Here is a 13831-nt window from a genome sequence, read left to right as displayed (position 1 = left end):
TGAATCGGCAATTGCCGCGCCGCGCTTGCTCAGTCCGACGGCCAGGTCGGCGAGGTCGCGCCAAGCCCGCGATGCGTGCTGACGATCAGCCCGCCGAGCACCTTGGCACTCGCTACTGTGAGTTCATGTTCAAGGCTCCTGCCCCGCCGGATCCCACCGAGTTCGCCGGCAAGCGCGCGGTCGTCACGGGAGGTTCTCGCGGGATCGGCGCTGCCATCGTGCAGCGGTTGCTCGACGGCGGCGCGACGGTCGTCACCACGGCGCGTAACGCCTCCGACGAGACGCCGGAAGCCGCGACCTTCATTCAGGGCGACATCGGCACGCTCGCGGGCGTGCGGGCATTCACTGCGGCAGCGCTCGACGAACTCGGCGGCGTCGATATCGTGGTCAACAACGCGGCGGCGGCACGCGCCCACATCGGCGGTATCTCATCCATCCCCGATGAGGAGTGGATCGACGCGCTCGACCTCAACTACCTGTCCGCCGTGCGAGTCAACAACGAGTTGCTACCGGCGCTGCGCGAGGCCGGGTCGGGCAGTGTGATCGTCAACATCTCGTCGGGAGCGTCCCTCACGCCGGCACCGCCGTTGGCGCACTACGGCGCCGCCAAGGCCGCCCTCAACGCCTACGGCAAAGCGCTCGCTTCCGAGCTCGCGCCTGCCGGAATCCGCGTTACCACGATCATTCCCGGCAATGTGCTCACGCCCGGCGCCGACGCGATCCGCCAGAACTTCGCCGACGCGATGGAGGTCGCGCTTGCCGCCACCACAGCGGGCATCCCTCTGGGTCGTCCCGGAGACCCGCGCGACATCGCCGAGGCAGTCGCCTACCTCGTATCGGACCGGGCCCAGTGGGTCACCGGAGTAAGCCTGACAGTCGACGGTGGTGAACTCCCCGTCATCTAGCGCCACGTTCGGTCAACCATGTGAACGGTCACCGTCGATGTCGCGCGATCTTGCGGCGCAAGCCGGAAGGCGCTGCGCCCGATCCTCCGGGCCGCCGCGCCGAAGCTGCGGTGGGGCGCAGGGTTGACGGGCAGGCTCAGGCGCGCAGTTCGGCCGCGAGGTCGCCGATCGACGCCATCGCGTACCGCTGCATTCCTGGCCCGAAGGTGATGCGTGTGGCGCCCTGCCGGCCCAGTTCGGCAACGGACTCCCGGGTCGGTCCGGCGGCCATGTTGATCGGCCCGGAGATGCCCTCCCGCAGCCGCGGAAGCACCTGCGGCGGCGCCAGGATCGGGTAGACGCAGTCGGCGCCGGCGGCCACGTAGAGGCGGGCACGTTCCACCGCGTCGGCCGGGTCACCCGTTCCGAACAGAAACGTGTCGACGCGGGCGTTGACGAAGAGAGCGTCGCCCGCTTCCGCGCGCACCTCGGCCAGCCAGTCAGCGTGCCGCCGGGGGTCCTTGAGGGTGGCGTCCCCCTCCGAGTCCTCCAGGTTGCAGCCGACGGCGCCGGCCTCCAACAGCCGTCCGACCAGCTCGCGGGGGGCGAGGCCGTAACCGCCCTCGACGTCGGCGGACACCGGAACGGACACGGCGCGGACGATGCGCGCGACCGCCGCGAACATCTCGTCCGGCGGTGTCGCGCCGTCCTCGTACCCGAGCGAGGCCGCCACACCCGCGCTCGGGGTCGCGAGCGCCGGGTAACCGGCGTCGGCCAGGACCCGGGCGCTGGCCGCGTCCCAGGGGCCCGGCAGGACGAGCGGGTCACCGACGGCACGGTCGTGGTGCAGGGCGCGGAAGGTGGAGGCTGTCATCGTTGTGGTCTCCCGCCGATGGTGATGATCCGGCCGTTGTCGGGCGGCATCTTCGCCGCGACGCGCATCGGACCACCCTACGTTTGGTGGACCGCGCGGTCAACAATTGTTACGCTGGTCAGATGGCGAGGCCACGGCAGTTCGACGAGGAGCAGGTGATCCGCGCCGTCCGGGACCAGTTCTGGGACGCCGGCTACGCGGCGACCTCCCTGGAGGACCTGGTACGCGTCAGCGGGCTGGGCAAGGGCAGCCTCTACGGCGCCTTCGGCGACAAACACCGGCTGTTCCTGCGGGCGCTGCGGGAATACACCGACACCAGCGGCGGCTACCTGCGCGAGATGCTCGCCTCCGCTCCCCGCGCCCTGGACGCGCTGCGCGCGTTCGTCATGGCACCGGTGAACGACACGGGTGGTGCTGCCGCCCGACGCGGCTGCCTCATGGCCAACAGCACGTACGAACTCGCCACCAGCGATCCGGACGTCCTCGCCGAGGCGCGGCGTACCTACGAGGCGACGACCGCCCTGGTCGCCGAGAGCGTCGGGCGGGCCCAGGACGAGGGCGACCTGCCGCGCGACCTCGACCCGGTCGAGACGGCGCGCGCGCTGCTCGCCGCGCAGCAGGGGCTGGTGTTCATGGGGCGGACGGGGCTGGACATCGACACCCTGACCGCCACGGCCCGCACCCTCGCCGCCAAGCTCCTACCGGACGCCTGACACCAGCTGTTATTTGATCTTGCGGGTGGACCGCACCACGATGCTCTCGTACTCGGGGTGCTTGACCACCCAGTCGGCGATGAACGGGCAGATCGGCACGACGGTCCGGCCCTTGCCCCGCGCGTCGTCCAGCACGGCCCGCGCCAGCGTCGACCCGACGCCCTTGCCCTCGTACGCCGGATCGACCTCGGTGTGGGTGTAGGCGATGATCGAGCCGGTCAGCTGGTAGGTGACGAACCCGACGACCGTGCCCGCCTCGTCGCGCGCCTCGAAACGCTCCCGCGCCGGCGCGTCTGTCACGGTGAACTGCACCCGACCATCCAACCACCCGGCCCGACGGCGCTCGCCGCGAGGCCGGCAGGGACGCGACCCCACGCGCATTGTCTCGGCCGGAACGGGAAACGCAACGCCGCCGGGCACCGGGGGAACGCAACGCCGTCGGGCAGACCGTGGGAGGAGACACGCACCATGACGAATCCATCGACGGACGGCGGCTTCGCCGTCGTCGAGATGTTCACGTCCCAGGGCTGCAACAGTTGCCCGCCCGCGGAGGAGTTGCTGAGCGAGATCGAGCGCGACGCCCGGGACCGGGGCCAGAACGTCTTCGCCCTCGGTTTCCACGTCGACTACTGGGACGACCTGGGCTGGCCCGACCAGTTCGCGGACGCCTCGTACACCGCGCGCCAGGAGGCGTACGCCCGCGCGTTCGGCACCCGGGGTCTCTACACTCCGCAGATGGTCGTCAACGGCACCGTCGAGTTCGTCGGTTCCGATCGCCGGCGGGCAGCCGCCGCGATCATGTCCGCCATGGCCTCGACCGCCGCCACACCACTGGCGCTCTCCATCGCCAACCTGGGCAATGACCGGGTGATGGTGGACTATCGGACCGAACAGCCGCCGGAGCGCGCGGTGGTGCACGTGGCGGTCGTGGAACGGGAGCTGACCAGCGACATCGCCCGGGGGGAGAACGCCGGGCGGACGCTGCGGCAGGACAACGTCGTACGCGCCTTCAGGTCGGTGGGCCTGGACGCCGAGCGGGGGCAGCTGGAGCTGGCCACGCCACCTGGTCTCGATCCGCGACGCGCCAGCGTGGTCGGCTACGTCCAGGAGAACGGCGAACGGGCGATCGTCGGCGCCACGGCCATCGAGCTGTCCACCGCGTAATCTCAGCCCATGCGGATGGTGCGCGGTGTGAGGGGATCCGGTGGCTGACGCGGACGACGTACGCCGGGTGGCGCTGGCCCTGCCGCACACGACGGAGATCGCCAGTGACGGCTTCGACTTCCGGGTGGCCGACAAGGGCTTCGTCTGGTCCTATCCGGAGCGGACACCGGGCAAGCCCCGGGTGATCCGGCTCGACATCGCGGTGCTGTTCGTCGGCGACGAGGCCGAGAAGCAGGCTCTCCTGCTCGGGGAGCCCGAGATCTTCTTCACCACGCCCGGCTACGAGGGCCTGCCCCTGGTGCTGCTGCGCCTGGCGGCGGTCGACCTGGACCGGTTGACCGAGCTGGTGACCGACGCGTGGCGGATGCGCGTGCCGGACTCGCTGTTGAGCGACAGTGCGGGCGCCGGCAAATAGCGATATCAGCACGCAACGCGTTGGACACATTGACGGGGATCTCGGTGCTCCATTACCGTGGCCGAGAGAGCGCTCTCTCACCCGACCTTCTCCCCAATTCAGACGCAAAGCGCTGGACCCGGCAAGGGCCGCACCCGGCGCGCGCGATGGAGGCACGATGAAACCTCCCGTCCCCCACCGCCGATGGGCCCTGGCCGCCGCCACCGCGCTGGCCCTGGTCGTCGGCGGCCTCACCATCCCCGTCACCCGCGCGGCCGAGGCCGCACCCGTCGGCGCCGGCAGTTACACCACCACACCGGTCGGCCCGCTGCCCAGCGGCTGCGGCGCGATGACCAGCAACCCCCGGCAGTTCGCCACCGCCAACGCGCCCGCCGGGCCGATCCCCACCAACGACTGGTGGTCCTCGCTGCTGTGGAAGCGCACCGACTGCTCGTTCAGTGAGCCGCTGCACGCCCACCCGATCTCGTACGACACCTTCGGCGACGGCCTCGGCTTCTCCGCCACCTCCACGCCCGCCATCAGCGGCACCGCCACCGGCGTCGGTGAGTTCCACTACCCGTACGTGCAGGACATCCGGGTCGGTGTGGCCGGGCTCGCCGCACCCCTGGTGAAGGTCGACGGCTGGACGGACTGGACGGTCAGCCCGCACTGGAGCGACGGCACGCGGACCATGCGCGCGACCATCGGCCACGGTCTGCCCTTCGCGTACTTCCAGACCACCGGCGGGAACGCGCAGATCAGCACCGCCGGCACCCCCGACGTGTGGTCCAACAGTGGTGCCACCATCGGCTTCCGGGTCAACGGCCACGACTACGTCGGGTTCGCGCCCAGCGGCGCCACCTGGACCGTGGCGTCCGGCCGGATCTCGTCCACCCTGGCCGGACGCGGCTACTTCTCCATCGCCCTGCTGCCGCCGACGTCCAGCGCGACGGAGCGCGCCGCGCTGGCAGCGACCTACGGTCAGTACGCGCACGCCCACGTCACCGGCACCCAGGTCTCGTACGCCTACAACCCCGCCACCAGCGGCCTGACCACCACGTACGCGTTCACCACCACCGCCCGGGAGGGCACCGCCACGCAGACGGTGGTCAGCCTCTACCCGCACCAGTGGAAGTCGCTGAGCGGTTCCACAGCGATCACGCCGACCTACCCGTCGGCGCGTGGCCGGATGAAGGTGCTCACCGGCGTCAACCAGTTCCGCACCGCCATGAAGTTCCAGGGCATCCTGCCGGAGTTGCCGGCCGTCGGCGACGGCAGCGGTGGTGACCTGTCGACGCTCACCGGGCACCTGGCCGCCACCCGCGCCAACCCGATGGACCAACGCGGCAACGACACCTACTGGACCGGCAAGGGGCTCGGCCGGGCCGCGCGGATCGCCGAGATCGCCGACCAGGTCAACGACACCACGACGCGCGACAGCGCGCTGAACGCGATCCGCAGCACGCTCACCGACTGGTTCACCGCGTCCAGCGGCAAGACCAGCCGGGTCTTCTACTACGACAACAACTGGGGCACGCTGATCGGCTACCCGGCGTCGTACGGGTCCGACCAGGAGCTCAACGACCACCACTTCCACTACGGCTACTACATCGCCGCCGCCGCGACCCTGGCGAAGTTCGACCCGGCCTGGGCGGCCACCAGCCGCTACGGCGGGATGGTCGACCTGCTGATCCGGGACGCCAACAACTACCGTCGCGACGACACCCGCTTCCCGTACCTGCGGGACTTCGACATCTACGCCGGGCACGACTGGGCGTCCGGGCACGGCTCGTTCGGTTCCGGCAACAACCAGGAGTCCTCGTCCGAGGGGATGAACTTCGCGAGCGCCCTGATCCAGTGGGGGCAGACGACCGGCGACACCGCCGTCCGCGACGCGGGTGTCTTCCTCTACACCACGCAGGCCGCGGCGATCCAGGAGTACTGGTTCGACGTCAGCGACCAGAACTTCCCCGCCGCCTTCGGGCACTCGACGGTCGGCATGGTCTGGGGTGACGGCGGCGCGTACGCCACCTGGTTCAGCGCCGAGCCGGAGATGATCCAGGGCATCAACCTGCTGCCGGTCACCGGCGGTCACCTCTACCTCGGTAACAACCCGGCGTACGTGCGGACCAACTACGCCGAACTCGTCCGCAACAACGGCGGACAACCGACGGTGTGGCAGGACATCCTCTGGCAGTTCCAGGCCCTCGGGGACGCCGACGCCGCGCTGGCGAACCTGCGTGCGAACCCCGGCTACACACCGGAGGAGGGAGAGAGCCGGGCGCACACGTTCCACTGGATCCGTAACCTCGCCGCCCTCGGCAATGTCGACACGACGGTGACCGGCAACCATCCGCTGTCCGCGGTCTTCTCCCGCAACGGGGCCCGGACCTACGTGGCGTCGAACCCGACGGCGACGCCGATCACCGTGACGTTCTCCAACGGCACCACGCTCGCCGTGGGTGCCGGCAAGACGGCCACCACCGGGGCGTACACCTGGAGTGGTGGCAACGCGGCCGGCGGCGTTCCCCCGACGACGCCGCCGCCGACCACCCCGCCGCCGACGACCACCCCGCCGCCGTCCACCGGCGGGCCGACGCGCTACCTGCTGCCCGGCGGTGGGTTGGGCGGCGCCGGCAGCGCGGCCACGACGACGGTCGCGGCGGCGAACGGCAACCACGACGGTACGCCCACCAACGCCCAGGTCTTCACGGCGACCGGCCTCAACCTCGCCTACGCCGGCGGGCAGACGGCGTTCGACCTGTTCGTCGACGCCGGGACAGCGGTCGGCAACGGCGTGCAGGTGCGGATCTCCTACGACCTCACCGGCAACGGTAGTTGGGAACGGGTCGAGACGCTGCGCTACTTCGCCACCGACCCGGTCACCGGCTACGAGCACTACACCCAGAACGCCGGCCTGTCCTCGGCCACCGGCACGTTGGGCGCGCTGAGCAACGGCACGGTCCGGGTGGAGGTCTGGTCGGCAATCGGCAACAACCCGACCACGCTGGGCATCGGCAACCAGTCGGTGCTGCGGCTTCCGTACTCCTGATCGGCTGGATCGAACGCCACACGACGTCGGCCGGTGTGCGGGACCAGGATCGGTCCCGCACACCGGCCGACGCTGTGCGGTCAGTCAGTCGTTGTCAGGAGGCGGTGCAGGTGGGCGTGATGCCGGCCCCACTGCCCGTGCCCTGGAAACCGAACTCGGTGACCTGACCCGCGCCGAGGCGGCCGTTGTAGTCCACGTTGGCGAACCGCACCGTGCCGGTCGAGCCACTGGCCGTCGCGCTCCAGGTGTTCGTGACACTGGCACCACTCGCGAGGGTGACACCGACGTTCCACCCGCTCGTGCCGGCGGAGCCGGCGGTCACCTTCACGGTGGCCACGAACCCGCCGTTCCACGAGTTCAGTGACACCGACGCCGAGCAACCCCCGGTGGTCGGCGGCGGGGTCGTGGGCGGCGGGTCGGTGGGCGGGGGCGTCGTCGGCGGCGGGTCGGTCGGCGGCGGCGTGGTGGGGATGGCCGGGCCCGCATTGAGGGCGTTCAGAACGTTGGTGTACGCGGCCTTCTTGTTGCCGTTGCAGTCGAACAGCAGCGCGTTGTCCGAACCACGCCACGAGTCACAGTCCCGCACACCCCACACCGTGATGCCGGTGCAGCGCGAGACGTTCATGCAGGCGCGGGTGACGGCACCGAAGATGTTGGCCTGGTTGCCGCCGGTCATCACGTCCAGCTCGGTGATCTGGACGTCCACGCCGAGGTCGGCGAACCGCTGGAGGTTGGCCTGGTAGTCACCGGCCAGCGAGGTGCCCAGGTGCGACTGGAAACCCACGCAGTCGATCGGCACGCCACGGGACTTGAAGTCCCGCACCATGTTGTAGATCCCGGTCGACTTCGCGTTGACCCCGTCGGTGTTGTAGTCGTTGTAACACAACTTCGCACCCGGATCCGCCGCCCGCGCCGCCCGGAAGGCCGCCTCGATCCAGTCGTTGCCGGTGCGCTGCAAGTTCGAGTCACGCCGCCCGCCGCTGCCGCCGTCGGCGAACGCCTCGTTCACCACGTCCCAGGCGTAGATCTTCCCGCGGAAGTGCGTCGCCACCTGCGTAACGTGGTTGATCATCGCGCTGCGCAACGCGCTGCCCGACATACCCTGGGCCCAACCCGGCTCCTGCTGGTGCCACAAGAGCGCGTGACCCCGCACGCTCATGCCGTTGGCCTGCGCGTGACTGACCAGACGATCACCACCGGTGTAGCTGAACCGACCCTGCTGGGGCTCGGTGGCGTCCCACTTCATCTCGTTCTCGGCCACGACACTGTTGAACTCACGGTTCAGGATGGTCGTGTAGACGCTGGTGGAGAGCTTGTTCGTCGCGACGGCCGCGCCGAAGTAACGGCCCTTCTCGGCCGCCGAGGCCCGGAGGGTCGTGCCGGCGCTGGCCGTGGAGGTCAGCGTCATCGTCATGCCTGCGGCGAGGGCGCCGGTAACGGCGATGGTCACCGCCGCTCGCAGGGCTCTTCTGTGATTCATGCGGATTCCTTCTCTGTGGTGGTGCAGCGATGGAGACGCACGCCCGGAGCCGCTCCTGCGACACGGGGGGATGTCAGCAACGATCGCCGTCGCGGCAGCGGTGCGGGGAGTCCTGACCCGACGTCCGGCATGCCCTGGGCGGACGTCACGGGTCGAGGTGCCACAGCAGGTTCGCCCGGTGAACCACAGGTGCGGCTGCCCTCAACCATCGACTGTGAGCGATAACATGCCGTTCGTCAAGTCGTAACCAACAGCGCCGGGAAACCTGTCGCTCCGTCATGGTGGTCGGCCGGTCGCCGTGCTGCCGGAGCCGTGCCGAGCACGGCCCCGGCAGCGACAGTCACTGGAACGAGGCGTCGTCGACCAGGAGGCTGTCAGTGCCCTCGGCCGTCTCGACGTAGAAGGTCGCGCTGGTCAGCGTGCCGCTCCACGACACTGTCGTGGTGCCGGTGAGCAGGGTCCAGCCGTTGACGTTCACTCCCACAGCCGGCGTCAGCTGGAGGTAGTTCGTCGTGCCGTTCGCGGTCAGCGACAGTGTCGCCTTCGCCGACGGGGTGCCGCCCTGTGCGCGTACCCAGACGTTCGTGGTGTAGCTCCTGCCGTTGGTGAGCTTGGCGGTCACGTCCTGACCGGGACCGTTCCAGGCACCGGTCCGGCCGGTGATCGACAGCGACCCGCTGCCACCGTGCGCCACGCTCGTGTTGCGGGAGAGCGTGCCGCTGCCGTGCACTCCCCAGCCCGTCGTGCCGTTCTCCACGTCGCCGTTGGTGAGCAGGTTGGTGACGGTGCCGCCGGTACCGCCGAACTGCCACCAGTTGATGTTGAACAGGTTGCCGCTGCCGCCGGCGAAGCGCAGGTAGAGATCATGGGTGCCGGTCGCTCCGCTGATCGCGCAGGTGGTGGTGCTCCAGGTCTGCCAGCCGCCGGTGCCCCCCACGGTGCAGGTGCCCACGGTCGGGCCGTTGGCGCTGTCGAGGCGGACCTCGATCCGCCCGCCGCTGGTGGCCGACGCGACCCGGGCGCTGAACGAGGTCGCACCCGCGCCGAACGCGACACCCTTGACCTTGATGTGGTCGCCGTTCTCGATCCAGCCGACGTTCATCCCGCCCTCGCTGGACACCTCGGTCTCGATCCCCGAGCCCCAGGCGATCGTCTCGGCCTCCTGCCGCACGTACGGGTTCAGGGTGCCCACCTGCGGCGCCCCAGTGGTGGTCATGTTGATTGTCGGGAACATGCCGCTGCTGGTGTAGGTGAACTTCTCCACCGCTACCGAACGGGTGTAACCGCTACCACCGGGCAACGCCCCGTTGTGATAGAAGAAATACGAACCGCCCTGGAAGTCGATCACACCCGCGTGATTGGTGAAACTGGCTCCCTGCCGCGGCATGATCGTTCCCCGATATGTCCACGGCCCCGTCGGTCCCGTGGCCGTGGAGTACGCGATGAATTCGGAGCAGCATTCCGCCGCGAACACGTTGTAGTACAACCCGTTGCGTTTGAACACCCACGGCCCCTCCTCGTACAGCGTCGGCCGACTCGCATTACCGTTACGGGTACCGAACCCCGCGGTAGTGAGTGGAATGCGTGTCGCGCTGCCGGAGAACGAAATCATGTCCGGGTTCAACTTCACATACCACAGACCCGGGTTCCCCCAGTACAGGTACGCCTGCCCGTCGTCGTCGACAAAGACGGTCGGGTCGATCTCGTTGTTGCCGACAAGCGGCCGGCCGAGCGCGTCGCGGAACGGCCCGGTCGGGCTGTCCGCCACACCGACGCCGATGACCATCTGCCCGTTGGAGCGCTGACGCACCGGCACGTACCAGTAGAACTTTCCGTTACGCGCGATAACCTGCCCGGCCCACGCGTTGGCGTCCGCCCACGCGAACGTCGCCAGATTCATCGGCGAGCCGTGATCGGTCCAGTTCACCATGTCGGCGGACGAGTACACCCGCCATTCGCGCATGGTGAAGTAGGTGGATCCGTCCTCGTCGTGTCCGGTGTAGAGGTAGACCCGACCGTTGTGCACCATCGGCGCCGGGTCGGCGGTGTAGATGTTCTGGACGATGGGGTTGTCGGCCCTGGCCGTACCCGGGATCAGTGCGAGGAGGCAGGCCATGCTGGCCAGCCAGGCGACGGCTCGCCTGGTCCGGCGAGCGGCCGGGGTTGCGGTTCGATCCTTCACGTTCACGATTACTCCCACAGAGAGTGCGCGGTGCTTGACGGGGGGAGCCACCGCTGTGGTGGCCGCTCGAACGGGCTTGTGGTTCGCGCGCCGGGAAGCACGACCGGCGGCCGTGTTAGCGCTAACAGCTTTTCGCCAATGCCTCCCTCCCCTATCTGGCCTGGATTTTTTCGTGGCGCTGGATGACCGTCGTAACCCCATCGCAGCATTGAGGTATCAACGTGGACATCGAAGATTTACGATGCACGGTACTGAGCGACCGGACGGGCGTCAACGGAGGGGAAGCCACCGGCAACGGTCACTCACCGCAACGCTCCGATGATCGCGAGCCCGATGGATGTCCGTTTCGGACCACAACCGCCACCGGACCGGACGACCACGGGCCAGGTCGTCGCGAAAATGGGTCGACCAGACACTCCGGGGGTTGCGGGCGTGTTAACGACGAACTATGTTAGCGATCACATCGATGTGCCGCGATAAGCGCAGGGGTGGGCACCCGGCGTCCACGGCGACCCACGTCCCACCCACCACACCGCACCCGGCGTCGGCCCCTTTTGCCGCCGACGACCCACCGCCATCGATGGCGGCCCCGACGTACCCGGCCACCTGGAGGTTCCCCATGCCATCCCTGCCCCTCAGCCGCCGCCACCTGCTTCAGGCCGCCGGAGCCACCGTGGTGGTCTCCGCGACCGGCGTCGCCGTCTCCCCCGCAAGCGCGTCCGCCGCCATCGTGCCCCCGGCCCGGTCCGACATCGGCGTCTCGGCGTACGGATTCGACCCGGGCCAGGTACGACTCACCGCCGGCCGTTGGATGGACAACCAGACACGAACGCTGAACTACCTGCGGTTCGTCGACGTCGACCGGATGCTCTACAACTTCCGCGCCAACCACCGGCTGTCCACGAACGGCGCCGCCACCAACGGGGGCTGGGACGCGCCGAACTTCCCGTTCCGGACCCACATGCAGGGTCACTTCCTGAGCGCCTGGGCGTACGCGTACGCGGTGCTGGGCGACACCACCTGCCGGGACAAGGCGAACTACATGGTCGCCGAGCTGGCCAAGTGCCAGGCGAACAACGGTGCCGCCGGATTCGGCGCGGGTTACCTCTCCGGCTTTCCGGAGTCCGACTTCACCGCGCTGGAGGCACGGACGCTGTCCAACGGCAACGTGCCCTACTACTGCATCCACAAGACCCTCGCCGGTCTCCTCGACGTCTGGCGTTACATCGGCAACACGCAGGCCCGTACGGTGCTGCTGTCCCTCGCCGGCTGGGTCGACACCCGGACGGCCCGGCTGAGCTCCAGCCAGATGCAATCGATGCTGGGCACCGAGTTCGGTGGCATGAACGACGTGCTCGCCGACATCTACCAGCAGACCGGCGACTCCCGGTGGCTCGCCACCGCCCAGCGGTTCGACCACGCCGCCGTGTTCAATCCCCTGGCCGCCAACCAGGACCAGCTCAACGGGCTGCACGCCAACACGCAGGTGCCCAAGTGGATCGGCGCCGCCCGGGAGTACAAGGCCACCGGGACCACCCGTTACCGGGACATCGCCAGCAACGCGTGGCGCATCACCGTGGGCGCGCACACCTACGCCATCGGCGGCAACAGCCAGGCGGAGCACTTCCGGGCACCGAACGCCATCGCCGGCTACCTCAGCAACGACACCTGCGAGCAGTGCAACACGCACAACATGCTCAAACTGACCCGGGAGCTGTGGCTGCTCGACCCGAGCCGGGCGGACTACTTCGACTTCTACGAGCGCGCGCTGATCAACCACCTGATCGGCGGGCAGAACCCGGCCGACAGCCACGGCCACATCACCTACTTCACCCCGCTGCGGCCGGGCGGTCGTCGGGGCGTGGGCCCGGCGTGGGGTGGCGGCACCTGGAGCACCGACTACAACTCGTTCTGGTGCTGCCAGGGCACCGGCCTGGAAATCAACACGAGGTTGATGGACTCCATCTACTTCTACAACGGGACCACGCTGAGTGTGAACCTGTTCGCGCCGTCGGTGCTGGACTGGACGCAACGCGGCATCACTGTCACCCAGAGCACCAACTTCCCGGTCAGTGACACCAGCACCCTCACCCTGAGTGGCTCGATGAGCGGCTCGTGGAGCATCCGGGTGCGGATCCCGTCCTGGACCAGCGGCGCGACGATCGCCGTCAACGGCACTGTGGAGAACGTGGCCACCACCCCGGGCAGCTACGCCACTGTCACGCGCACCTGGGCCGCAGGTGACACCATCACCGTTCGGCTGCCGATGCAGGTCGCCGTCCGGGCCGCCAACGACAACGCCACCATCGGCGCGATCATGTACGGCCCGGCGGTGCTGGCCGGCAACTACGGCAACACGGCGCTGAGCGCCCCGCCGACCATCACCGTCTCCTCGATCACCCGGACCAGCACCAGCTCACTCGCGTTCTCCGCGAGCGCCAACGGGTCCACAGTGAACCTCGGCCCCTTCCACGACGCCCACGGCTTCAACTACACGGTCTACTGGAACACCAGCGGAAGCGGCGGCACCGGCGGCAGCTACCGACTGGTCAACGTCGGCACCGGGCTGGTCCTCGGTATCCAGAACATGTCCACCGCCGACGGTGGCCTGGCCGTGCAGTGGAGCGACAGCGGCACCGCGGACCACAACTGGGTGGTCATCACCGACGGCAACGCCGTCCGGTTCCGCAACGTCAACAGCGGCAAGGTCCTGGGCGTGGAGAACATGTCCACCGCCGACAACGCCCGGGTCCTCCAGTGGGCCGACAACGGCACCGCCGATCACCGGTGGATCCTGGTGGACAACGGCGACGGCACCTACAAGATCCGCAACGTCAACAGCAACAAGCTGCTCGGAATCCTGAACGGGTCGACCGCCTGGGGAGCGCAGGCCGTGCAGGATCCGGACAACGGCAGCGCGGACAACCGGTGGAGGCTGGTCCGCAACGCCTGACCTCCGCCCCGCTCGACGGGCTCACCGGCGCGGTCACCCGAAGGCCGCGCCGGTGACGCCGGGCGGGCGCCCGCCAGCGGCCGTACAGTGGGGAGGGTCCTGGCCCCAGTGAACGTGGCGGACGTGCCGGCTCGT

At 69.1% G+C, this 13831-nt stretch carries 10 protein-coding genes; 6 read left to right on the top strand and 4 right to left on the bottom strand.

Annotation, left to right across the window (positions count from 1 at the left end):
* Positions 1-125: 125 nt before the first annotated feature.
* Positions 126-905 carry an SDR family oxidoreductase gene (locus ABZU43_RS20000; RefSeq protein ID WP_355007979.1) on the top strand — a complete coding sequence of 260 codons (780 nt, stop codon included), beginning with the start codon at positions 126-128 and terminating at the stop codon, positions 903-905.
* A gap of 136 nt (positions 906-1041) precedes the next feature.
* Here ABZU43_RS20000 and ABZU43_RS19995 read toward each other — a convergent pair whose 3' ends face one another.
* Positions 1042-1758: an isocitrate lyase/phosphoenolpyruvate mutase family protein gene (locus ABZU43_RS19995; protein ID WP_355007978.1), complete on the bottom strand. Its 717-nt coding sequence runs from the start codon at positions 1756-1758 to the stop codon at positions 1042-1044.
* A gap of 122 nt (positions 1759-1880) precedes the next feature.
* Between ABZU43_RS19995 and ABZU43_RS19990 the strand changes: the two genes are divergently transcribed.
* Entirely contained in the window at positions 1881-2471 is a 591-nt protein-coding gene (locus ABZU43_RS19990) for a TetR/AcrR family transcriptional regulator (RefSeq protein ID WP_355007977.1), read from the top strand.
* Between the two features lie 9 nt (positions 2472-2480).
* Here ABZU43_RS19990 and ABZU43_RS19985 read toward each other — a convergent pair whose 3' ends face one another.
* Positions 2481-2783 carry a GNAT family N-acetyltransferase gene (locus ABZU43_RS19985; RefSeq protein WP_355007976.1) on the bottom strand — a complete coding sequence of 101 codons (303 nt, stop codon included), beginning with the start codon at positions 2781-2783 and terminating at the stop codon, positions 2481-2483.
* A gap of 156 nt (positions 2784-2939) precedes the next feature.
* On the opposite strand from ABZU43_RS19985, the gene ABZU43_RS19980 reads away from it, so the two are divergent.
* The 3 genes from ABZU43_RS19980 (at position 2940) to ABZU43_RS19970 (ending at position 7081) form a co-directional block, all read left to right on the top strand.
* Positions 2940-3635: a DUF1223 domain-containing protein gene (locus tag ABZU43_RS19980; protein ID WP_355007975.1), complete on the top strand. Its 696-nt coding sequence runs from the start codon at positions 2940-2942 to the stop codon at positions 3633-3635.
* A 40-nt stretch (positions 3636-3675) separates the two neighbouring features.
* Positions 3676-4050 (top strand): MmcQ/YjbR family DNA-binding protein, encoded by a 375-nt coding sequence (locus tag ABZU43_RS19975; protein ID WP_355007974.1) that lies wholly within the window; start codon positions 3676-3678, stop codon positions 4048-4050.
* 157 nt (positions 4051-4207) lie between these two features.
* Complete coding sequence (locus ABZU43_RS19970; RefSeq protein ID WP_355007973.1) at positions 4208-7081, top strand: glycosyl hydrolase; 2874 nt, start codon at positions 4208-4210, stop codon at positions 7079-7081.
* 94 nt (positions 7082-7175) lie between these two features.
* On the opposite strand, the gene ABZU43_RS19965 is transcribed toward ABZU43_RS19970, so the two are convergent.
* Both ABZU43_RS19965 and ABZU43_RS19960 read right to left on the bottom strand, forming a co-directional pair.
* A complete protein-coding gene (locus ABZU43_RS19965; RefSeq protein WP_355007972.1) occupies positions 7176-8561 on the bottom strand; it encodes an endo-1,4-beta-xylanase in 1386 nt (461 codons plus the stop codon).
* Positions 8562-8901: 340 nt separating this feature from the next.
* Positions 8902-10677 carry a family 43 glycosylhydrolase gene (locus tag ABZU43_RS19960; protein ID WP_355008033.1) on the bottom strand — a complete coding sequence of 592 codons (1776 nt, stop codon included), beginning with the start codon at positions 10675-10677 and terminating at the stop codon, positions 8902-8904.
* A gap of 685 nt (positions 10678-11362) precedes the next feature.
* Between ABZU43_RS19960 and ABZU43_RS19955 the strand changes: the two genes are divergently transcribed.
* Complete coding sequence (locus ABZU43_RS19955; protein WP_355007971.1) at positions 11363-13696, top strand: beta-L-arabinofuranosidase domain-containing protein; 2334 nt, start codon at positions 11363-11365, stop codon at positions 13694-13696.
* The last annotated feature ends 135 nt before the right edge of the window (positions 13697-13831 follow it).

This window comes from Micromonospora sp. NPDC005205 (assembly GCF_040608275.1).
Lineage (GTDB): Bacteria > Actinomycetota > Actinomycetes > Mycobacteriales > Micromonosporaceae > Micromonospora.
Note: the sequence above shows the minus strand (reverse complement) of the source record. Positions and strands in the feature narration are given on the sequence as shown.